The organism is Seohaeicola nanhaiensis (assembly GCF_042654245.1).
In the GTDB taxonomy this organism is placed as follows: Bacteria; Pseudomonadota; Alphaproteobacteria; order Rhodobacterales; family Rhodobacteraceae; genus Seohaeicola_A; species Seohaeicola_A nanhaiensis.
Genome location: NZ_JBHSGI010000015.1, coordinates 31,666 through 52,403, shown reverse-complemented (window position 1 = coordinate 52,403; position 20,738 = coordinate 31,666). Strand labels below are relative to the sequence as shown.

The window sequence follows — 20,738 nt, the reverse complement described above, 5'->3', positions numbered from 1 at the left end:
AGCTGGACGTTGTTTTTATACTTTATTATGCTTGTCCAGAAGTCAATTATGTTTATCATGTTCTTGCAAAGGTTGCCTGTTTTTCGAGATCTCTCCAACCGTACGGACCAACACATGACAGTATTCCTTGGACTCGCGATGGTCTTCGGGCTGGTTTTCGGCGGATTCATCTTGTCGGGCGGCAAGATGGACATTGTAATGCATGCCTTGCCGTTCGAGGGAATGATGATCGCCGGAGCCGCCGTGGGCGCCTTCGTCATCGCTAATTCCCTTTCGATGCTCAAGAGTGCCGGCGCCGGCGTGATCAAGGTAATCAAGGGCCCGAAGTGGAAGGGCAAGGATTACGAAGAACTGCTCAGCCTCATGTATGAACTGGCCCGCATCTACAAGCAAAGCGGCATCCTCGCGTTGGACGACCACATCGAAAAGCCCAAGGAAAGCGAGATATTCAACCGCTACCCCAAGATTCAGAAAGACCACTTCGCCCTCGAACTTATCACCGACAGTTTCCGGATGCTGTCCATGCAGTTCGACGACCGCTTCCAGACCGAAGACGTGATCAACCGCAAGCTCAAGAAGCACCATCACGAGTCGCTGGCCTCTTCACATGCGATCCAGACGATGGCCGACGGCCTGCCAGCAATCGGGATCGTCGCGGCCGTTCTCGGCGTGATCAAGACCATGTCATCGATCGACCAACCGCCCGAAATCCTTGGCGGCATGATCGGCGGGGCGCTCGTCGGAACGTTCCTCGGCGTGTTCCTGGCCTATTGCATGGTGCAGCCGATCTCCGGCCGACTGAAACAGATCGAAGAGGAAGACGGTAATTTCTACATCGTCATCCGCGACATCTTCCTCGCCATCGTCGCCAATCACGCGCCCAACATCTGCATCGAGATCGGCCGCGGTGCAATTCCGACCCGGATGCAGCCCGACTTCTACGCGGTGGAAGAAAGCCAGCGCGCCCTGTCCTCCTCGTGATCCGGCTCGCCACAGCGATTGCCCTTCTGCCGCCGCTGGCTTGGGCTGCCGGCGGCGAAATGCCGGCCACCGCGGTCAAGCCCGCGCCAGACGCCCCGATTGTTCTCCATGTCACAATACCTGCGGCCCGCCACCAATTCCCGACCGACATCACCGACCGGATGCGCGCCGCGCTGGTAATGAAGATGGGGGGAGCGCCGCCTCCCGAAGCCACCACACACGAAGCCGAAAAGGCAGGTCACTGACTTGGATGAACGCCGTATTGCCGCGCTTGCTCTGCTTGAACGGGTCAAGCGCCACGAGATGGAGTCTGAAACGCACGAGCTCGGGCGCCTCCGCTCCGAGGCCGCACAACTCGAACGTCTGCGTCACGATCTCGAGACGCGTATCGACGAAGGGCTGAATTGCGACGACCCCGCCCTGCGCGGCTATATCGGCGATTTCGTCCGTTCGGTCCGCAGTGAGATCGACCGCAGCCAGCAGACTCTGAACGAGATAGAGGTGCGTGCCGCCGAGATGACCGACAAGGTCACCGAAGGATTCCGCGAGATCAAATCCTACGAGATCCTGCGCCTCGACGCTCTGGCCCGCCGCGTCTCCGAGATGGAAGCTCGGGAAGAGGCCGAACTCAGCAACCTGGCCCAAGGCCGGTGGTGGCGCGCGCGCCGTCCGGAATAGGCCAGACCGACCGCCTCAGATAAAATCGTCCTCTTCCGCATCGAGCGGCAAGGTAATCACCTCTTCGTCGGCAAGCTCCTTGGCGTAATCCACCATCGCGAGCTGCGCCGCGCGCACATCGCGCCCGCGCACCGGGCCCATGTTGTTCATCTCGTCGGCCAGCATCTCGCGCGACCGCGCCGGCAGCACCTGAAGGAAGTGATCGCGCACCTCCTTGCTCGCTCCGCGCAGGGCAATCGGCAGTGTGCTGCCCGGCACCCCACGCATCACCCGCGCCAGCCCCATCGCATCCAGCTTGATCAGATCGTCAAAGGTGAACATCCGCTGCTTGATGCTCGTGAAGGCCTCGGGCACCCGCTCTTCCAGCACACCCGAGATTTCCTCGAAGGCATTCCGGTCCAGCTTGTTGAACAGCTCCGCCATCTGCTTCTGCATGTCCCGCCCCGAGGATTCCGCCGCGCCCATCAGCTCGGTCTTCAGCGTCTCCTCGATCTCGGCCATCATCTCCCCCGGCACGGCCTCCATCTTGATCATGCGCTCGATTACATCCTGCATCCGCTCGGTACCCATCAGCGGCAGCACCCGCGCCGCCACATCCGTCGCCACATTGCACAGGATCGCCGCGGCCGTTTGCGAATGCTCGCCCTTGAGATAATTGGCGATGACGTTCTCGTTGATCTGACTGAACCGCGCCCAGAGATCGCGCTCCTTCAACGGTCCCGAAATGTCCTTCAGGATCGACTCCACCTGATCGCCCGGCAGGAAATTCCGCAGGAGCTTCTCCGCCACCGAGTAAGACCCCACGATAGCCCCGCCGTTATAGACGTTTTCGGTGAATTCGGTCATCACCTGCTCGACCTGCGCGCCGTCGATCATGCCCAACCGCGACATCGCGCGGGTGATTTTCTGGATCTCGTCCTCATCCAGCTTCTTCATCAGCTCCGAGCCGCGCTTTTCGCCCAGACACAGGAACAGGATGGCCGCCTTTTCCGGCCCGCTCATCCGCTTGCGCCGCGGTTTCTCGGCCGCAAGGTCAGTGGTGTTCCGTCTCAGCGTCGCGGTGGCCATGCCCGGTCTCCCCTCAATTCATCCGCCCGCCAGCGGCAGATAGCCTTCCATCAGGCTCCCGGCGAGCATGTACCAGCCATCGATCAGCACGAAGAAAATCACTTTGAATGGCAACGAAACCAGCACCGGCGGCAGCATCATCATGCCCGCGCTCATCAGGATGGACGCGATGATCAGGTCGATCGCGATGAACGGCAGATAGATCAGAAACCCGATGGAAAACGCGCGCCGCATTTCCGAAATCATGAAGGCGGGCACCAGGATCCGCCAACCAGTGCTTTCGGCCGTCACCGGCCCCGCCTCCGGTTGCCCTCCTTCGCCCCGCGCGGCGAAATCGGCGAACAGCGCAATATCCTTCTCGCGCGTATTGGCCAACATGAAGCGCTTGAACGGATCTGCGATCCGGCTCATCGCCTGCTCTTCCGTAATCGCATTGTTCATAAGCGGCTGCACGCCGTCTTCCCAGGCGTCCTCGAAGACCGGCTGCATGACAAAGAACGTCATGAACAGTGCCATCGAGCTCAGCACCATGTTCGGCGGCGTCTGGTTCAGCCCCAGCGCCGAACGCAGCATCGAAAAGACGATGACGAACCGCGTGAACGAGGTCATCACGACCAGCAGCCCCGGCGCCAGCGCCAGCACCGTCATCAGCGCGATCATCTGGATGATGCGCCCCGAAAGCGTCGCGCGCTCGTCCGATCCCGCCGGCGCGTCGCTCAGCGCCCCGGTGATCGCACCCAGTATCTCGCCGCCTGCTTCCTGTGCTGCCCCTGGCTGGACCCACAACACCAACACGGCGGCAACCAGCGCCAGCAGGCAGAAACCCCGGACCGGATGGGAGGATTGCGGGTTCATGACTCTCAGTCATTTCCGGGAACGAAATCTTTCACGATTTCCGTTAGCTCGACACCAAGGCGATCTCCGGGAAGCTTGACCAGATCACCCCGCGCCACCAGCCGATCATTGATCAGAACGTCGACCGGGTCGCCGATCTTCTTGTCCAACTCGATGATCGACCCCCGCGTCAGCTTGAGGATCTGCGAAATCGGCATTCGGCTGCGGCCCAGGATGATCTGCACCTGCAAGCCGACGTTTAGCATGGCGTCGATATTTCGCCCGCCCGACGAAGCTTGCGCGCCCGCACCGGCATCCTTGATGTCCAGCTGTGTAATGCCGCCGGTCTCTTCACCGCTTTCGGAATCTTCAGCCATCCTGCGCACTCCCTGTTTCCCGCCGCTCCGCTCCCGGGCGTGGCCCCGCCGCCTGCCGCAACCCGGTCAGGATACGCTCGCAGATCTCGGCAAAGCTGTATTCCATGAAACCATTGTCCCATTCGACGCGCGCGTCGCCCTCACGCAGCGCCGGATCGGGCTCGACCTCGACACGCCCCTCGCCGCTGCCGACCGCGCCGCCCAGCGTCGCGCCGATGGCGGCAAAGGCGCCCGGCGGCAGATGAATATGCAACACCGACGTCCCACGCGCCATTGCGATGGCCGCCCGTACCTCTGCCTCGGCGCGGGGCGCGGCGCAGGTGGCAAGTACCTCTGGCGCAACCTTTTCGAAGACCGCCAGGACAAAGGACAGCAACTGCTGCTCGAGGATCGCGATACGGTCGTCGATCAACGCGGTCAGTTCGCCCACCTGCCCAGAGATTTCGGCCAACGCCTCGGCCTGACGGCGCAGGTCGCTCTGCGTCAAAACCTCTGTCGCCTCGGCCCGACCCGCCGCATGTCCGTCGTCAAACCCCTCCTGACGCGCCTGCGCCATCGCCGCCTCAAGGTCCTCCGGCGTATAGCAGGCCCGCGCGCTCCGCTCCCGTGCCGCGCGCTCCTGTTCGATCTCCAGATCGAAGTTGCGGTCGAAAAGATGCCCCACCGGTTACACCTCTTCTGCCAGCCAGGATTTCACCACGCGCAGAGATTCCTCGGGCTGTGTCTCGATCGTGTCGCTCACCGTCTCGATCCAGCCGCGCTGCACTCCGCCCTGCACGGAAGCCAGGTTCACCAGCTCCTGATGCGCCCGCGTCGGCGTGTATCGGTGCACCGCACTCGGCGCCTGCGCCCCGGCGCTGTGCTCGACCATGACCGTCGGCGACGCGGTCCCGCCCTGAACCTGCGGCACTCCGCCTTCGGCGCCGCCCGCAAGCATCTTCGGACCATCGGCCGCTTCGGCCGCGACTGCCAACTGACGCTCCGTGGAAATCTCTCCCATTTGCTTCATCAGCGGGCGCACGCCCACCGCGAGAATGGTGCCGGTCAGCGCCAGCGCCAGCACGCCCCGCAGGATCGACGCGAAATTGTCACTCAGCAGTTGCCCAAGACCCGGTCCCGCCGGCTCGCCCACATCCATCGAGTAATCAACGAACCTCAGACTGTCGACCGAGACGGAATCGCCCCGCTCGGCGTCAAACCCCACCGCCGACTTGATCAGTTCCTCCAGCCGCGCCAGCTCCTCCGGCGCACGCTCCTCATAGGACACGGTCCCGTTGTCCGCGACGTTGTAAATCCCGTTTACCAACACCGCGACCGACAGCCGCTTGATGTCGCCGGGCTCGCGCACAACCTCGCTCTCGGTCTTGCCGATCTCGTAATTGACCACCTCGCGCGTCCGCTCGCTCGAATTCTTGCTGCCCCCGTCCGCAGGCGCACCATCTGCCAGTTCCGGCGGGATATTCCCGTTCACGCCAACCTCGCCGGCCGCCAGATCGCGATCCTCACGGTTCTCTTCCGATGTCTCGGTCGAGCGCACGACCCGCTGGGCCGGATCAAAGCTCTGCTGACGGATGATCTGCCGCTCGGTCTCCAGATCGGCGCTCACCTGCACCCGCACGTTTCCGGCACCGACCCGGGCTGACAAAATCTGCGAGATGGATTGCGACATGCGCTCCTCGATCCCGACCTTCACGGACTGGATCGACACGTCCCCGCCACCATCCGCAGCCTCGCCCAGAATCGTCTCACCGTCAGCCGACAGCACGATGACCTTGTTGGCCGACATGTCCGGAACCGCCGCAGCAACCAGCGCCCGGATCGACCGGGCCTGCCGCAGGCCGATGGCTCGGCTGGCCGAGCCGCGCACGATTACCGACGCAGTCGGCTCTGGCCGATCCCGCGAAAATGCCTCGCGCTCGGGCAGCACCAGATGCACCCGCGCCGCAGTCACGCCGTCGATGGTCTGAATGGACCGGGCCAACTCGCCCTCAAGCGCCCGCAACCGGTTCACCCGCTGCAGAAACGAATTCATGCCAAGCCCGCCGGATTCGTCGAACAGCTCCCACCCTGGCGTCCCGTCGCCCGGCAGACCCTTGTCGGCCAGCGCCATCCGCGCCCGTGCCAGAGATTCCTTGGGCACACTCACGGTGGCGCCACTGTCACCCAACTGGACCCGGATTCCCTCCTGCTCCAGCGTGTCCAGCACGTTCGACGCCGCCGCCGGGCTCAAGCCGCCATAGAGCTGGACGAACTCCGGCTGCATCACCGCCCGCAATCCAAAAAAGAAGATCAGCAGCAGCGCACCGCCGGACAACCCCAGCAGTGCAAGCCGCAACTGGCCCAGAGAGGCGAGATTTCTCAGCAGAGCGTTCACGGGGTCTCGCTGCTCGAAGAATTGGAAAAGTTTCAGCCAGATTAATACAGCACTATCCTTGTGATGCAAGACTAAAAGCAATTTTATACTTGTGAAATGGCGTCAAATGCCCGATAGTATTCCTTGAAACCAAAGAACTTCCAACCCGGCAGGCCATGGCCAAGAAACCCCAGCAACCGGCGAAAGAGCAGGCGGCCTCAGGTGGCAAACCCATGCTGCTGATTGCCGCCATTGGCGTGCTCTCGGTCGTCGGAGCGGGCGCAGGCTATTTCCTCGCCACCACCATGGGAAGCGGTTCCGAACCCGCGGCCGAGACGGCCCATGTCACGCCTCCTCCCGCCGCACCAGCGGCTGTGCATGGAGGCGGTCACGGCGAGGGAGAGACCGCGCCGGTGCCAAAGAACGAAATGGCCGTGACCCCCTTCAAGGAAATCATCGTCAACATCAACGCCACCACCGCCACCGGCCGCACCACCTCGCGGTTCATGAAACTGAATGTCGCTCTGGTCTACGACGAAACCCTGGCCGGCGCCGAACGGATCGAAGAGAGGCGCCTCTTCATCCGGGATTCCTTTCAGGACTATCTTCGCTTGCTGACCGAGCAGGACCTGCGCGGCTCGCTCGGCCTCACCCTCGTCAAACAGGAGCTTCTGCACCGAGCCCGAACCGTAACAGAAAGCATGTCGCCGCAGGAAATCCTTGTCGCCGACCTGATCGTTCAATGACCCATGGCTGACTCTGACACCAAACCAGACGAGGGCCGTGTCGTCGACCAGATGATCCGGTCGGCCAAGGCCAATTACCAGCGCCTGCCCGTGCTCGAGGTTATCTTCGACCGCTTCACGCTTGCCCTTGGGCCGGTGATGAAGGCCCATTGCGCCGGCAATACCGCCGAGGCGAAACTTTCTTCCTTCAGCTATACCTCCGTCGGCGAAGCGCTGGACAGTCTCTCGCTGGATTCGCTGGCGATGGTGGCGGTCACCCATCCCACCGAAGGCGACATCGGTGTGGTGCTCGATCACGAGCTGCTGTTCACCACGCTGGAAATCCTCCTCGGCGGCCGCGATGCCGCCAAGACGCCCTGGACCCCCCGCGCCTTCTCGGCCATCGAGCGCAAGTTCGGCCAGCGCCTCTGCCAGGCCGCGCTCAACGCCCTGTCCGAAGCCTTCGCCCGCCTTTCCGAAGTTCAGTTCACCATAGACCACATCGAAAGCAGCCCGCAGGCGATGGTCCTCGCTGCCCCCTCGGCCCCCTGCGTCAAGGTCGTGATGAGCATCGACTTCGACGGTCGTGGCGGGCACATGATCTTCCTGCTGCCGGTCTCGGTGTTCGAACCGATGCGCTCGATCCTCTCCGCTCCGTTCCACGGCGGCCAGCTCGGCGGCGACAGCTCATGGCGGGAACTGCTCAGCGGCAAGCTTCAGAACACCTCGATCACCGTCGACGCCATCCTGCACGAACCCTTGATCCCGCTCGCCGACGTTCTCGGATGGAAACCGGGCGTCACAGTGCCACTCGGCATCACGCCCGATCAGACCGTCACCGTCGCCTGCGACAATCTCAAGTTCTTTTCCGCCGCCGTGGGGCGGCGACGGAACGGGTCCGTCGCGCTGCGGGTGATCCGGGACTATAGCGAAGAAGAGGAACCGACCGATGTCACATTTGATTGATTTTGCCATCCTGCTCCTGCTCGCCGGTGTGCTCGGCTACGCCTATCTGGTCGATCGTCGCGTCCGCCACCTGGTCAGCGTTCTGCGCGAGATGGCCCCCATGGTTGACGAATTCTCAGCCGCAGTGGATCGCTCGGAAAGCTCGATCTCGGCCATCAAGGCGGTGACCCAGGCGATCGAAAACCAGGTTCGGGACGGCCTCTCGCTGCGCACCACGCGCCGCCCCGCCGCCACTCCCGCGCCCGAAGCCGAGCAAGAACGCGCCCCCGAACCTGCCGGCGTCACCGCGGTCAATGGCAAATCGGAATTGGTCCGCAGCTTCTTCGCCACCGTACGGAGCCGTCAGGCATGAAAGCGCCCCGCCCTTTCCTGCTGATCCTGGGCGGGTTGGCCGTGATGGGCGTTCTGCGCACGACCACAGCCCTTTTCTTCCCCGACTCTGAGAGCGATCCCAGCACCTTTGTCAGCTCTGCTCAGGCCGCCGGTGGCACCGAAAAACCGATGCCCGTGCCGGCCGCGCTGGCCAACCCCGCGCCGGCGATGGTCTGCGAAACGCCCGAGGAAATGCTACAGGCCATGAACGAGGAGCGCGAACTCCTCGACACGCAGAAGGCCCGCCTTGCTGAACAGCAATCCGAAATCGAACTCGCCCGGGAAAAGCTCGGCATCGAACAAAACCGCCTGACCGATCTGAAATCCGAGGTCGAGACCCTGCTCGAAACCGTCAAACGCGCCCAGACTGACGACCTCGATCGCCTCGTCGCGCTTTATTCTTCGATGAAGCCCAAGGAAGCTGCCGCGATCCTGGACGACATGGACATCGAAACCTCGGTTCTGGTGCTCGCCACCATGCCCGAACGCGACGCCGCCCCCATCCTCGCCGCCCTGAACAAAGTACGCGCCCGGGCGATCTCGCGCATCATTCTCGAACGCTCCAAGCTGCCGGGCGACCAGCGCCTGAACGGGTTGAAGCTCTAGGGTGGGGCGACCACCCCTCAGTCCTCGCGGATCGAAGACCCCGCCGGCGGTTGCCGGCGGATGTTCTGGCGCAGGTCAAACACGAACCGGATGATCTCGGCTGCCGCCTGCCAATGCTCGACCGGAATCGGTTCGTCGATCTCGGCAATCTCGTACAGCTTGCGGGCCAGTGGCCGGTTCTCGATCACCGGCACCCCGGCGTCGCGGGCCAGTTTCCGGATCTGCGCCGCCATAAGATCGGCCCCCTTGGCCGTACAGATCGGCGCCTCATGCTCGCCCTGCTCGTATTTCAGCGCCACGGCATAGTGCGTCGGGTTGGTCAGGATCACGGTGGCCTCCGGCACCGCTGTCGCCATCCGCTGACGTGACCGCTTCCGGCGCGTCTCCATCCGCTTGGCCTTGATCAACGGGTCGCCTTCCTGCTCCTTGATCTCGTCCCGCACGTCCTTGACCGACATCCGCTGCTTCGCGATCCAGCGTAGACGCTTGTAGATCGTGTCGGCCAGTGCGACCACGACCGCCATCACCGCGACGATGGCCAGGAGCACCGCGACATAATGCTGGAAATAGGGCGCGATGGCCTCGGGCAGAAACCCCTCGCTCTGCCAGATGTCGATCACCGCCCGATAAGCCAACCAGACCGCAACTGCGCCCACGACCAACACCTTCAGAACGCTCTTGAGGAATTCGACCAGCGCATCGGGCGAGATCATTCGCTTGAACCCGGCCATTGGCGACAGCTTGGACCACTTCGGTCGAATCCGCTCTGCCGCGATCACGATATCGCCCTGCAGCAACACGCCCGCGACGGCAGCCAGCAAAAACAGCCCCATCACCGGCGCCAGAACGATGAGGATCCCTCGCGACAACAATCCGGCAACCTGGCCGATATCCTGCATCCCGGCCCGGCCTTCGCCGATCTGCGCCGTGCCCGCCGTCTCGAAGACCCGCGAAAGCACACCCATCAGCGGGCTCGCGACTTGCGGCATCAGAAAGACCGTCAGGATCAGCAGCGCCAGGATCATCATTGCCGTCCCGGCTTCGCGCGAATGCGGAACGTCGCCTTTCTCGCGCGCCTTGCTCAGCTTTCGCGGGGTCGGGTCTTCGGTTTTCGTGCTCTGGTCTTCGCCTTCTTCGGCCATCGGTTACCTCAGAATGCCAGAATGCCAAGCCAGGTCGAGAAATCCTCAAGCCAGGCCCGCAACATCGCGGGCGCCGCGACAACGAGAACGAACAGACCGGCCACGATCAACAGCGGCGCGGCAACGAAAAACACGGGCAGGGTCGGCATCATCCGGTTGGCCAGGCCGAACCCTACGTTCAAAACCAGCCCCATGACGAAGAACGGAGCCGAGATCATGGTCCCGATGTAAAAGCTGTGGCTCGCCGCGCGCACGATCTGCTGCGCCATGTCCCCAGGCATGATCCCGCCCGGCGGAAAGACGTCATAGCTCATCAGCAGCGCCTGCAGGATGGCATGATGCAAGTCGGTGACAAATATCAACGTCACCCCGGTCAGCATCAGCGAGGTGGCGAGCAAGGTCGATCCCTCGAACGACCCGATGTTCGGCGCGAAGGCGTTGGACAGTCCCGACACCAACCCGACCTGATAGCCGGCCAGCTGCAGGGCCGACAACAGGATCCGTGCAGTCAGCCCGATCCATATGCCAATGGCCGTCTCGACCACCAGCAGCGGAAAAAGATCCAGCGGCGTCGGCAGGTTCAGCGCGCCCACCGGCGTGGCGGGATACAGCGCCAGCGACAGGACAACGCCCATGGCCAGCCGGTGCCGCACCGGGATCATCTGCTCGCCGATACCCGGCATGAACACCATGACCGACCCAAGCCGCGCGAAGACCAGCGCATACCCCAGCACCTGCGAGGTAAGGAGCGCGGTCAGATCCACGCTCAGTTTCCAACGCTGGCAACGGTGCGCAGGTTTGCCTTCCGGTGCACCTCATTGTGGGAGATCACCTGTGTCGACGGGCTGACCCGCTCCAGCATCGAGCGTACGAAGGTCCGCACCTCGGGTGCCACCATCAGCGCCGGCCATTCGTCCTTCTGCGCGAAATTCTGGATCGCCTGGCGCGCGGCCAGTACGAATTCCTGCACCCGCTGCGGCGACATCAGGAAGGTCCGCTCGTCTCCGTTCTGGCGCACCGCCTGCAGAAACTCCTTCTCCCAGGCATTGTTCATGGTGATCACCGGAATGAACCCGCTCGGATCCGCCAGCGACCGGCAGATCTGGTTCGCCAGCCGCTTGCGCACATGTTCCGTGATCAGCGTCGCATTGGTGCTCTGCCGCCCGACCTCGGCCACAGCCTCCACGATCAGCGGCAAGTTACGGATCGATACCCGCTCCGACAGCAGCCCCTGCAGAACATGCTGCAAGGTGATCGCCGGCGTTCCGCCCGACAGCTCTCCCACCAGCTTCTGGTAATCGCGGTCCAGATTCCCGATCAGCTCCTGTACCGCCGCATAGTTCAGCAGTTCGGGCATATGTTCCTTGATCACTTCGGTCAGATGCGTGGTGATCACGCTCTCGGGATCGACCGCCGTATAGCCCTGCGCCTCCGCCGTCGCCGCGCTGGCCGGGTCCACCCAGATCGCGTCCAGTCCGAAGGTCGGATCCTTGACTTTTTCGCCTGGCAGATGAATCGGCGCGTCGGCCGGGTTCAGAACCATCATCAGATTGGGCCGCACCTGCCCCCTCGCCACTTCGACCCCCTGCACCGAGATCGCATAATGGTTCACGTCAAGCGCGGCGTCGTCTTTGATCCGCACCGACGGCAGGATAAATCCGTAGTCGCGCGCGAACAGCCCGCGCAGACTGCGGATTTTGCCTGGCAGCGCCGCGTCAGAACCGCTGGTCAGCGGCACCAGCGCCGTGCCCAGATCCAGCCGCAGGTCATCCACCTTCATCGTCGTGCGCAGATCGTCTTCCTGGCTCTTCGCCTCGCTGCGCGCCCGCTCCGTCTCGGCGCGCGCCGCCGCCTGCGTCTTTTGTCGGGTCAGCCGCTGCATGTACAGCCCCAGCGCCACCAGCCCGCCCGACAGCAGCAGGAAGACGAACAGCGGAAACCCCGGCAGACAGCCGATCGCCAGCAGCAGACCGGCCGCCACGAATATCGCCTTGGGAAAGTTTGACAGCTGGCTCAGCACCGCCTCGTTCGCCGCGCCCTCTGTGCCGCCCTTGGTCACGATCAGACCCGCCGCCAGCGAGACGATCAACGCCGGCACCTGGCTGACCAGCCCGTCTCCGATGGTCAGCGTGGTATAGCTGTTTGCCGCCTGCATCAGCGAAAGATCGTGCTGGATCGTGCCGACCAGGATTCCGCCCACCACGTTCACCAGCGTGATGATGATCCCCGCCACCGCATCGCCGCGTACGAATTTCGACGCACCGTCCATCGCGCCGAAGAACCCGCTTTCGCCCTCCAGCTCCCGCCGCCGCCGCTTCGCCTCGGCCTCGTCTATCAGCCCCGAGCCGAGATCGGCGTCGATCGCCATCTGCTTGCCAGGCATCGCATCCAGCGAGAACCGTGCCGCCACCTCGGCGATCCGCCCTGACCCCTTGGTGATGACGATGAAATTGATCACCACCAGAATTGCAAAGATCACGATCCCGATGACAAAGTTTCCCGCCACGATGAACTTGGCGAAACCCTCGATAACACCGCCCGCCGCGCTTGGGCCGGTATGCCCCTCCGAAAGGATCAGCCGGGTCGACGCGACGTTCAGCGACAGCCGCAGCAGCGTCACCACAAGCAGAAGCGTCGGAAACGAGTTGAACTCGAGCGGCTTCGGTATCCAAAGCGCCACCATTAGGATCAGCACCGAAACCGACAGCGACAACGCCAGCGCAAAGTCCAGAATCAACGGCGGCAGCGGAATGAACAGCATCGCCAGAACCAGCGTCACGCCGATGGCGAATGCCACGTCGCGATGCGCCAGACCCTGGCCGACCAGCTCTTTCTCAGGCGCCACGACGGCCATCACTCACCCTTCAGGAATTGCGGCAGCACTGGCAGCAGTGCCCGATTGGAATACAGGCTGCGCGTGCCGTCCTCGCCCTGCTTGACCCGGCTCATCCCCGAAGACCACAGGATTCCCCCCTGCGCCGCCACTGGCACCACTTCCTCGGCCGTCGCGCCCAGGGTACCCGCGATCTGCCGGAAGACCTCGATATTGGCATTGGCCGAGACCACGTTCTGGCGCAGTGACGTCAGATACGTTTCCCGCAGGGCCGGTGTGAACGAATGATAGGATCCCGCCGCCAATTCCCAGTCTCCCGTCTGGTAATAGAGATCACGCAGGAACCGCGCGGCGTATTCGACATTGCGAGCCGGTTCGAACCCGGCCTCGAACGCCTCGAACGCGTCCGGGTGCCATTGCAGGTTCACCTGCATGCAGCCGATGTCGATCGAGGTCACGCCCTGCGCCCGCCTCTCGCGCACCCAGTCGATCGCGGCCGACCGGCTGTCAAAAATCCGCCCTTCGCCCGCAGCGTTCACCGACCAGGGCCAAACCGTATAAAGATCGCCCAGCCGAATCCCCGCCTCCTGCAGGCCGATGCCCAGCAACAGGTTGTTCGGGATGTTGTACAGCTCCTGCGCATCCAGGATCTCGCGCACGCAGACCGCCTCTTCGGGCAGGGCCACCTCGACGTGCGGCACCTCGGCGAACGTGTAGAGACCCTCCCAGCCGCCGGCCACCACAGGCCCGGCAGCAGTGCCCGCCAGAACGAAAGCCCACAGGCGCGTCCACGCGGTCACGGCGCACCGACGATCAGCATGTCGAACACCTGATCCGAGAGCCGCTTCAGCACAAGATACATCAGCGGCGTCAGCACCACGAGTCCCAGCATGATGACGACGATCTTAGGCACGAAGGTCAGCGTCATTTCCTGGACTTGGGTCAGCGCCTGGAAGAATGCGATGGCCAGTCCGACCACCAGCGCCAGAATCATGATCGGTCCCGAGCCATAGAGAACAGTCAGGAAGGTCATGGACAGAATGTCGTAGGTATCGCCTTCACTCACCGGGTCGTTCCCTCAGATCGGCATCCGCATGATTTCCTGATAGGCTGCGACCAGCTTGTCCCGCATCGCCACCGCCACCTTGACGGTGGATTCCAGCGCGATGGTCGCCTGCACCACTTCCTGCGTGGTGGCGCCATCGGCCAGGCCCGAACGCGCCACCGCATCGGCCTCGCGCATCGTCCGCGCCGCATCGGTCGCCGCCTCGCGCACCATTTCGGCGAACGAACTGCCGGCCTTTTCCGTATCGGGCAGCGGCTGCGTGCCCTTAAGATTGAACGAATTGCGATAGGCGCCCGTTACGGCGCCCCCGTTCACGATGGTGGTGCTGATCTCCGCCATGGGCCCTTATTCACTTCAAGAGGTCGATCATCATGCCGCGCATCTTGCGCCCGGCCTCGTACAGGTTGAGGTTGGCCTCATAGCTGCGCGATGCCTCGCGCATGTTGGCCATCTCGAGGATCGGGTTCACGTTGGAGATCTTTACCAGACCATCCTTGTCCGCCGCCGGGTGCGACGGGTCATAGCGCAAGGCAAAAGCCGAATTGTCGCGGCCCACATCCGCCACCCGGACCATGTTCAGCCCCGACTCTCGGTCGAGATACTCTTCAAAGCTGATCGTCTTGCGCCGGTAGGGATCGCCACCCTCGGCCTTCGCGGTTGTATCGGCATTCGCGACGTTCTCCGCGACCACCTGAAGACGCGCGCTCTGCACATGCATCCCGCTGGCCGCGATCTGGGCAATGGATTTCAATGGGTCCATGATCTGCTCGCTTACCTGATGCCCGTGACGGCCAGCGTCACCAGCTCGTATCCTTTGCGATAGAGACTGGCGGCCAGCCGGTAATTCTCGCTGATCTCGGTGGCCTGAATAGCCTGTTGCTCCAGAACCACCGAATTTCCGTCGATGCTCGTGCTGGTCCATGCCGCTTCGTCCTCCACGACCTCAAGGCCGGGAGCCACCGGATCGGTGCTCGCGATATGGCCGGCGGCCGTGCGCGCCACATGCGTGCCCGATGTCGTGGAAGTCAGCATGTTCTCGAAGGGCGCGACGTCGCGGGCCTTGTATCCCGGCGTATCCGCATTCGCGACATTCTCCGCGACGACCTTCTGCCGCGCGGTCAGCCACTCCATCTTCCGCGAGGCCAGACTGAAGAAGGACATGGATTCGAGCTTCACGGGACCTTTCCTTTCCGTTAATTCATGAGTATCATGGATTAACCTCCGAGACCAGCGGATTATACATGCAGAAAGCCTTTTCCGAGCTATCAACACTTGTCCGATCCGTGGATAGTTCAAGAATTGTTGGCGAGGTAAGTGCCGTTGTCGGACTGACGCTTACCGTTGTCGGACTGGAACGGGCGATGTGGGTCGGTCACCGCTGCGTCGTCCATGGAGCCCGCGGTCCGGTCCTGGGCGAAGTGGTCGGAGTCGACGGCGACGGCACCCACGTGCTGCCGTTCGGGAACTGGATCGGCGTCAGCGCCGGCGATCCCGTCTCGCTCAGTCCGCGCGGCGACACCATCCGCCCCGATATCTCGTGGAAAGGCCGCGTCATGAATGCGCTGGCCGAACCGCTCGACCGAAAGGGCCCGCTGATCGAGGGCCCTCGCGCCCGCGACGTCAAGGGACCGCCTCCCGCCGCCTTCGACCGCCGCCGCACCGGCGAGCGGCTGGAAACCGGAATCAAGATCTTCGACGTTTTCACCCCGCTCTGCCGCGGCCAGCGAATGGGCGTCTTCTCCGGCTCGGGCGTCGGCAAGTCCACCCTGATGGCCATGCTCGCCCGCCAGGCTGCCGCCGACGTCATCGTCGTCGGCCTCGTCGGCGAGCGTGGCCGCGAGGTGCAGGACTTCATCCAGTCCGACCTCGGCCCCCAGGGGCTCGCCCGCTCGGTCGTCGTTGTCTCCACCGGCGACGAACCGCCCTTGATGCGCCGCCAAGCCGCCTGGACCGCCACCGCGGTAGCCGAATACTTTCGCGACCGCGGCCTGCAGGTCCTGCTCCTTATGGACAGCGTCACGCGTTTCGCCATGGCCCAGCGGGAGATCGGCCTCTCCGGCGGCGAACCTCCGACGACCAAGGGCTACCCCCCCACCGTCTTCTCCGAACTCCCGCAGCTGATGGAACGCGCAGGCCCCGGCCCCGAAGGCACAGGCGACATCACCGCCATCTACACCGTGCTCGTTGATGGCGGAGACATGAACGAACCCGTCGCCGACACCGTGCGCGGCATCATGGACGGTCACGTCGTGCTCGACCGCCACATCGCCGAACGCGGCCGCTTTCCCGCCGTCAACCTCTACCGCTCGGTCAGCCGGATGCTACCCGACTGCCACCGCCCAGACGAGCTCGCCATCTTCCAGGCCGCCCGCCGCACCCTCGCCCGCTACGCCGATATGGAAGAGCTGATCCGCATCGGCGCCTACCGCTCCGGGGCCGATCCCGAGGTCGATGCCGCCATCCGCTTCTTCGCCCCGGCCGAGGCCTTCCTGAACCAGCGCAAGGGCGACTTCACCGCCTCAGAAGAAACCTTCGCCACGCTCTACCGCCTGCTCGGAGAAGCCGGCGTCCAGGTCGACCTCCCCGCCGCACCCGAAATCGCATGATGCGCTAGCGCGTCACCCGACACATGCCTCTTTCCGGACTAAATCATGCAATTCCGGGCGCAACGCGGTCGAAATCAGCTGTCCGTGACACCAATTCGCGTCACCTTGGCACTGTCCTGAAAACGTCACGAAACAGCGGAAACCCGCTGTTCTCCAGAGAGAATTGTTTCTTCCTGACGTAACGGCAGCACGTTTACCGATTTTCTCGGCCCGAAACCTCAGTTTTGCCTTTTTCGCGACGCTATTATTGCGCATCAGTCACCGCATTACGCGAAGCACCCCCGCACCTGTGGCTCGGATGGGGGTGGGGCACAATGAGCCACACGATTAGGGACCCGACCAGAACGGGCGGAGGACGAGGCACAGTATTATGCTGGCAGGCAAGACAAATATACAGATTGCGCTCATTTCCGTGGCAGTCACCGCCGCCGTAGTGAGCTCGGCTCATGTCATTCACGAGCATATTTCGCCGGTTTTGGCTCTGGTTCTCGCGTCAGGCGCCATGGCGCTCATTTTCGTTCCGCTGATCGATTTTCGCAGCGGCCGGCGCATGATGAGCAACCTCCAACACGAGGCCGAGGCGCTGAACAGCCACTCCATGGTTGCGCTCTCCGATCCCAAGGCCGGCATCTTTCACGTGAACGAAAACCAGCTGAGGGCGACCGGTTACACCGCCGAAGAGGTGGTCGGCAAACCCACAAGCATGTTCTACTTCGAGGAAGATCAGGCGCTGTTCGAAGAGATCCGCGATGGTCTCGACAGGGGACGTCCCTGGTCCGGCGAGATGCGGCTGCGCTGCAAGAACGGTGATTTCATATGGACTCTGGCCACCATCCTCCCGCGGCTCGATCGCAATGGAAAATTGCTCGGCTCGATCTCGATCCGCACAGATATCACCGCCACCAAAGCGGCTTCAGAGCAACGGGATCTCTACTCCATGCTGGATGGCCTGGGCGACGAGGTCTACATGGTCGACGCCGAAACCCTCGCCTATACCTACATGAACAGGGCGGCGCTCTCGCGCACCGGGTGGAGCGAGGAGGACTGTCGCTCCAAGTTTCTGTGGGACAACGATCCAGAATTCGACGTCGTCGAATTCCGCGAACGGCTGGGGACATTGATGCGCGGTGAGGTCGAACAGATCAACAGCATCCGTCGTATCAATGGTGTGCCATATGACGTGCGCAAGAACCTCATTCGCAGTGCCGACGGGACCAATCGTGTGGTGATCGTCATGCGCGACACGACGGATCAGGAACGGATCGAGCAGGCCAAGTCCGAACTGCTTTCGACGATCAGTCACGAACTGCGCACGCCGATGACCTCGATCAAGGGCGCCATGGGCCTGCTGCTGTCCAACGCCGCCGGAGAAATGTCCGACAAGGCGCGGTCGATGCTGTCGATTGCTCACCGCAACGCCGACCGGCTGGTGAATATCGTCAATGACATCCTCGATGTCGAAAAGATCGCGGCCGGTCAGATGGAATTCAATTTCAAGCGCGCGCCGTTGATCAACGTGCTGGACGAAGCGATCGTCGCCAACGAACCCTTTGCCAGCCGCTTCGACGTTTCGGTTCAGAAAAAGAATTTCGACCCCGAGATTCTCGCCGAATACGATTTCGACCGCACCTTGCAGGTTCTCACCAATCTCCTGTCGAATGCAGCAAAGTTCTCGCCGCCCGGCGGCCGGATCGAGGTCTCCATGGAACAGACCGAAGAGCGTGTCCGCATCAATGTGCGCGACTTCGGCAAGGGCATTCCGGCCGATCTGCAACCACGGATTTTCCAGCGTTTCGTCCAGGCCTCCGGCCAGTCGCGCAACGTCAATGGTACCGGTCTGGGTCTCTATATCTGCCAGCTGATCATGGAACACCAGGCAGGCGCCATCGGTTTCGACAGCGTCGAGGGCGAAGGTACAGTCTTCCATGTCGATTTTCCGGCCAAGGCCGAAAAGACAGAGCAAAAGCCCGTGATGGTCAGTCACTAGGGGGCGAGCGCCGCTGCCTGTTGCACTCACCCGACGTCAACGAACACATCGCACAGGCGCGTATCCCGCGCCTGTTCGCATTTTCCATGACCTGCAAACACACCAGCGCCATGCAAATCGCTGCCTCTGGTCCAGCTGAACGAACCGCCGCACTCTTTCACCGCGCCGGATAACGTTATGCAGCGAACCGCCTCCCATCACAGCATGATCGCTTGCCACAGTCACCCAACCCTGACCTCAGCTGGCACACCCCTGCCCTCTCTCTGGATGCCATCTCGCCCGCCTCGGGGATGGCCTGGAAAGCCCGCTTTCAGCGAAGTCAGAGGAAGGCTGGGGTCGCGCTCATCGAAGTGAATAGCCGTCAGAGTCTCTGGCAGACCACACGGTCCACGGCCCCGGCCAAGCGACGCCACTACTGACTGGTGCGACCAGAGACGGGTGCGCGTACAGCGAAAGGGCCGCCCATGGGCGACCCTCCTGGCTCATAGCGTCGTTGGTGGACCGACTGGCCACAACAAATGGCCGGTCGAGATTACGCCCCCAACTGTTGCCGCAGTGGCGACTGATACTCGCCCCGTTTGCCCGCGGCGCGCATATCGGCATTGTTCAGCGCGCTCTCGAACGCGATCCGCGCCCGACGCATCCGGCCACCGGTCGGCCGTACCGCAGTGCCCACCGAAATCGCGCCATCCAGCTTGATGTTGCCGCTCTTGCGGGCCAGATTCTCCTGGATCGCGCCTTCGATGGCTGCCGCGCGGGGCAGGCTCTGCCCCCCGGAAACAAGAACGAACTGCCCGTTGCCCGCGTATGCCATCATGTATTTCGACGGTTTGAATACCTCGTCGATGGCCCGCGCCAGCAGAATGAGGGTCCGCAGCGGAACAACCGGCTGCGTATCGTCCGCCGGCGCCTGGGTCTGGTCCACATTGATGCCCATCACGAAGGCATCGGCCAGCGCCGGTCCTGACAGCCGCGTCAGATAGTTCTGCAGCGCCGAATAGCCGATCATCGCCGGCACCGAAGCGAGCGCCGCGATCCGCCCCGAACCCCAGTCGTTGTCCGCATCGGGTTCCACGTTGTTCGCCTCGGGCAGATGCGCCCGCGCCCAGTTGTCGTCGGTGCGTTTCTGCGCCGTCTTCAGCCGGTCGCCGAACTCGATGATGTCGAACGGTTTCGTTGTGTAATCCGAAGCCCCGGCGCGGAACGCGCGGTCCAGGTGATCGAGATCGGTCATCGCCGTCAGCATGATGATCGACGTATCCCGATAGTCGTCCAGCTTGCGAATGCGCGAACACAGCTCGATGCCGTCCATCTTCGGCATGTTGATGTCGAGCAGCAGACAATCGAACGGCGCCTCGGCCTTTGCGATGATGTCCAGCGCCTCCGGCCCCGAGGTCGCAACGGTGATGTTGTCACAACCGACCATCCCGGCGATCTTCGGCACCAGTTCCAGAATGAACGGGTCGTCGTCCACTGCAAGGATGCGCATCGTCCGTGGACCGACCTCCTCGGGCGCAGTCTCTGCCGTCACCTCGATCGGCATCGCGCCGAAACCGGTCGTCGCCGTCAACTCGGCCGCTTCGCCCGCACCGCTGCGCCCAAGCGCGAACTGCATGACTGCGGTAAGAAGCGTCGCACTGGCGCCGACGGCGCTATAGACAAGCAGCGCCGACCAGAAGGTCGCGCCCTGAGCCATGGCCGCCACGAAACTGATCAACCCGGCAATCGTACCAATGAGAATGTGGGCAAGCACCACGATTGACTCCCGTCGTTCTTGTGCCCCCACGGCCAGCGGAACATAGTTGGAATACATGTTCAACTGAAAGTTGCGGGGGTGGATTGTGATCCCTTGGAAACTGTTATCTCAGACATATCATCAAGAAATTGAGGCAAATTCGTTGCGAAATAAGGCCATTTTCGGGCCTATTTCCCGATTTTCCAATGGATGCCAACGGGTGAGTCACTCTCCCTTTAAACGAATTGGGCTATCCGCACTTTCGCGCTCCGGCAGGCCTCCGCGACAGCGTCTCGCAGCGAATCAACTGCCAGTTGCGCCTGCGACCTTGACGCCCGGCGCATTTGTAGCGCCAGAAAATCGGAAACCGCCGCCGCTTGAATGACATACCAATGTCCAATAAGTTTGC

The 20,738-nt window shown here is 62.8% G+C and carries 22 protein-coding genes; 8 read left to right on the top strand and 14 right to left on the bottom strand.

Features of this window, described 5'->3' with window-relative positions:
• Window positions 1-114: 114 nt before the first annotated feature.
• Window positions 115-981: a flagellar motor stator protein MotA gene (gene motA, locus ACFO5X_RS13385; RefSeq protein ID WP_380717977.1), complete on the top strand. Its 867-nt coding sequence runs from the start codon at window positions 115-117 to the stop codon at window positions 979-981.
• Between the two features lie 246 nt (window positions 982-1,227).
• Window positions 1,228-1,659 (top strand): hypothetical protein, encoded by a 432-nt coding sequence (locus ACFO5X_RS13380; RefSeq protein WP_380717976.1) that lies wholly within the window; start codon window positions 1,228-1,230, stop codon window positions 1,657-1,659.
• Window positions 1,660-1,674: 15 nt separating this feature from the next.
• On the opposite strand, the gene ACFO5X_RS13375 is transcribed toward ACFO5X_RS13380, so the two are convergent.
• Genes ACFO5X_RS13375 through fliF form a run of 5 tightly spaced genes read right to left on the bottom strand, consistent with a single transcriptional unit; the run spans window position 1,675 to window position 6,312 of the window.
• Window positions 1,675-2,727, bottom strand: a complete 1,053-nt coding sequence (locus tag ACFO5X_RS13375) for a flagellar motor switch protein FliG (RefSeq protein WP_380717975.1) — start codon at window positions 2,725-2,727, stop codon at window positions 1,675-1,677.
• Window positions 2,728-2,745: 18 nt separating this feature from the next.
• Window positions 2,746-3,582 (bottom strand): flagellar type III secretion system pore protein FliP, encoded by an 837-nt coding sequence (gene fliP / locus ACFO5X_RS13370; protein ID WP_380717974.1) that lies wholly within the window; start codon window positions 3,580-3,582, stop codon window positions 2,746-2,748.
• A gap of 5 nt (window positions 3,583-3,587) precedes the next feature.
• Complete coding sequence (locus ACFO5X_RS13365) at window positions 3,588-3,938, bottom strand: FliM/FliN family flagellar motor switch protein (protein WP_380717973.1); 351 nt, start codon at window positions 3,936-3,938, stop codon at window positions 3,588-3,590.
• Window positions 3,931-4,602, bottom strand: a complete 672-nt coding sequence (locus ACFO5X_RS13360) for a FliH/SctL family protein (protein ID WP_380717972.1) — start codon at window positions 4,600-4,602, stop codon at window positions 3,931-3,933. The genes ACFO5X_RS13365 and ACFO5X_RS13360 overlap by 8 nt, the downstream gene beginning before the upstream one ends.
• Window positions 4,603-4,605: 3 nt before the next feature.
• Window positions 4,606-6,312, bottom strand: coding sequence for a flagellar basal-body MS-ring/collar protein FliF (gene fliF, locus ACFO5X_RS13355; RefSeq protein WP_380717971.1), 1,707 nt, complete (start codon window positions 6,310-6,312; stop codon window positions 4,606-4,608).
• A gap of 212 nt (window positions 6,313-6,524) precedes the next feature.
• Here fliF and ACFO5X_RS13350 point away from each other — a divergent pair, with 212 nt between their 5' ends.
• The 4 genes from ACFO5X_RS13350 to ACFO5X_RS13335 are packed head-to-tail and all read left to right on the top strand — an operon-like array spanning window position 6,525 to window position 8,960.
• Complete coding sequence (locus tag ACFO5X_RS13350) at window positions 6,525-7,037, top strand: flagellar basal body-associated FliL family protein (protein ID WP_380717970.1); 513 nt, start codon at window positions 6,525-6,527, stop codon at window positions 7,035-7,037.
• Between the two features lie 3 nt (window positions 7,038-7,040).
• A complete protein-coding gene (locus tag ACFO5X_RS13345) occupies window positions 7,041-7,982 on the top strand; it encodes a flagellar motor switch protein FliM (RefSeq protein WP_380717969.1) in 942 nt (313 codons plus the stop codon).
• Window positions 7,966-8,334 (top strand): flagellar motor switch protein, encoded by a 369-nt coding sequence (locus ACFO5X_RS13340; protein WP_380717968.1) that lies wholly within the window; start codon window positions 7,966-7,968, stop codon window positions 8,332-8,334. Before ACFO5X_RS13345 ends, ACFO5X_RS13340 begins: the two co-directional genes overlap by 17 nt.
• Entirely contained in the window at window positions 8,331-8,960 is a 630-nt protein-coding gene (locus ACFO5X_RS13335) for a MotE family protein (RefSeq protein ID WP_380717967.1), read from the top strand. Before ACFO5X_RS13340 ends, ACFO5X_RS13335 begins: the two co-directional genes overlap by 4 nt.
• Before the next feature lie 17 nt (window positions 8,961-8,977).
• Here the strand turns inward: ACFO5X_RS13335 and flhB are convergent, their stop codons facing one another.
• The 8 genes from flhB to flgB are packed head-to-tail and all read right to left on the bottom strand — an operon-like array spanning window position 8,978 to window position 15,177.
• Window positions 8,978-10,102, bottom strand: coding sequence for a flagellar biosynthesis protein FlhB (gene flhB, locus ACFO5X_RS13330; RefSeq protein WP_380717966.1), 1,125 nt, complete (start codon window positions 10,100-10,102; stop codon window positions 8,978-8,980).
• Between the two features lie 8 nt (window positions 10,103-10,110).
• A complete protein-coding gene (locus tag ACFO5X_RS13325) occupies window positions 10,111-10,866 on the bottom strand; it encodes a flagellar biosynthetic protein FliR (protein ID WP_380717965.1) in 756 nt (251 codons plus the stop codon).
• 2 nt (window positions 10,867-10,868) lie between these two features.
• Window positions 10,869-12,956 carry a flagellar biosynthesis protein FlhA gene (gene flhA / locus ACFO5X_RS13320; RefSeq protein WP_380717964.1) on the bottom strand — a complete coding sequence of 696 codons (2,088 nt, stop codon included), beginning with the start codon at window positions 12,954-12,956 and terminating at the stop codon, window positions 10,869-10,871.
• On the bottom strand, window positions 12,956-13,735 hold the full coding sequence (locus ACFO5X_RS13315) for a lysozyme family protein (RefSeq protein ID WP_380717963.1): 780 nt from the start codon (window positions 13,733-13,735) through the stop codon (window positions 12,956-12,958). The genes flhA and ACFO5X_RS13315 overlap by 1 nt, the downstream gene beginning before the upstream one ends.
• Entirely contained in the window at window positions 13,732-14,001 is a 270-nt protein-coding gene (locus ACFO5X_RS13310) for a flagellar biosynthetic protein FliQ (protein ID WP_380717962.1), read from the bottom strand. The genes ACFO5X_RS13315 and ACFO5X_RS13310 overlap by 4 nt, the downstream gene beginning before the upstream one ends.
• A gap of 12 nt (window positions 14,002-14,013) precedes the next feature.
• Entirely contained in the window at window positions 14,014-14,340 is a 327-nt protein-coding gene (locus ACFO5X_RS13305) for a flagellar hook-basal body complex protein FliE (RefSeq protein ID WP_380717960.1), read from the bottom strand.
• Window positions 14,341-14,350: 10 nt separating this feature from the next.
• A complete protein-coding gene (flgC, locus tag ACFO5X_RS13300; RefSeq protein ID WP_380717959.1) occupies window positions 14,351-14,761 on the bottom strand; it encodes a flagellar basal body rod protein FlgC in 411 nt (136 codons plus the stop codon).
• A gap of 11 nt (window positions 14,762-14,772) precedes the next feature.
• The gene (flgB, locus tag ACFO5X_RS13295; RefSeq protein WP_380717958.1) at window positions 14,773-15,177 is read right to left on the bottom strand and encodes a flagellar basal body rod protein FlgB; all 405 of its coding nucleotides are present in this window, start codon (window positions 15,175-15,177) and stop codon (window positions 14,773-14,775) included.
• 65 nt (window positions 15,178-15,242) lie between these two features.
• On the opposite strand from flgB, the gene ACFO5X_RS13290 reads away from it, so the two are divergent.
• Both ACFO5X_RS13290 and ACFO5X_RS13285 read left to right on the top strand, forming a co-directional pair.
• Window positions 15,243-16,607, top strand: coding sequence for a FliI/YscN family ATPase (locus ACFO5X_RS13290; RefSeq protein ID WP_380717957.1), 1,365 nt, complete (start codon window positions 15,243-15,245; stop codon window positions 16,605-16,607).
• 502 nt (window positions 16,608-17,109) lie between these two features.
• The gene (locus tag ACFO5X_RS13285; RefSeq protein WP_380717956.1) at window positions 17,110-18,594 is read left to right on the top strand and encodes an ATP-binding protein; all 1,485 of its coding nucleotides are present in this window, start codon (window positions 17,110-17,112) and stop codon (window positions 18,592-18,594) included.
• Between the two features lie 532 nt (window positions 18,595-19,126).
• Here the strand turns inward: ACFO5X_RS13285 and ACFO5X_RS13280 are convergent.
• Window positions 19,127-20,350, bottom strand: coding sequence for a response regulator (locus ACFO5X_RS13280; RefSeq protein ID WP_380717955.1), 1,224 nt, complete (start codon window positions 20,348-20,350; stop codon window positions 19,127-19,129).
• Window positions 20,351-20,738: the final 388 nt, after the last annotated feature.

Bases quoted from the DNA above. Each gene is read 5' to 3' on its own strand.
- motA (WP_380717977.1), top strand. From the start codon at position 115: ATGACAGTATTCCTTGGACTCGCGATGGTCTTCGGGCTGGTTTTCGGC.
- ACFO5X_RS13375 (WP_380717975.1), bottom strand. From the start codon at position 2,727: ATGGCCACCGCGACGCTGAGACGGAACACCACTGACCTTGCGGCCGAG.
- fliP (WP_380717974.1), bottom strand. From the start codon at position 3,582: ATGAACCCGCAATCCTCCCATCCGGTCCGGGGTTTCTGCCTGCTGGCG.
- ACFO5X_RS13365 (WP_380717973.1), bottom strand. From the start codon at position 3,938: ATGGCTGAAGATTCCGAAAGCGGTGAAGAGACCGGCGGCATTACACAG.
- ACFO5X_RS13350 (WP_380717970.1), top strand. From the start codon at position 6,525: ATGCTGCTGATTGCCGCCATTGGCGTGCTCTCGGTCGTCGGAGCGGGC.
- ACFO5X_RS13345 (WP_380717969.1), top strand. From the start codon at position 7,041: ATGGCTGACTCTGACACCAAACCAGACGAGGGCCGTGTCGTCGACCAG.
- ACFO5X_RS13340 (WP_380717968.1), top strand. From the start codon at position 7,966: ATGTCACATTTGATTGATTTTGCCATCCTGCTCCTGCTCGCCGGTGTG.
- ACFO5X_RS13335 (WP_380717967.1), top strand. From the start codon at position 8,331: ATGAAAGCGCCCCGCCCTTTCCTGCTGATCCTGGGCGGGTTGGCCGTG.
- flhB (WP_380717966.1), bottom strand. From the start codon at position 10,102: ATGGCCGAAGAAGGCGAAGACCAGAGCACGAAAACCGAAGACCCGACC.
- flhA (WP_380717964.1), bottom strand. From the start codon at position 12,956: ATGGCCGTCGTGGCGCCTGAGAAAGAGCTGGTCGGCCAGGGTCTGGCG.
- ACFO5X_RS13305 (WP_380717960.1), bottom strand. From the start codon at position 14,340: ATGGCGGAGATCAGCACCACCATCGTGAACGGGGGCGCCGTAACGGGC.
- flgC (WP_380717959.1), bottom strand. From the start codon at position 14,761: ATGGACCCATTGAAATCCATTGCCCAGATCGCGGCCAGCGGGATGCAT.
- ACFO5X_RS13290 (WP_380717957.1), top strand. From the start codon at position 15,243: ATGCAGAAAGCCTTTTCCGAGCTATCAACACTTGTCCGATCCGTGGAT.
- ACFO5X_RS13285 (WP_380717956.1), top strand. From the start codon at position 17,110: ATGGCGCTCATTTTCGTTCCGCTGATCGATTTTCGCAGCGGCCGGCGC.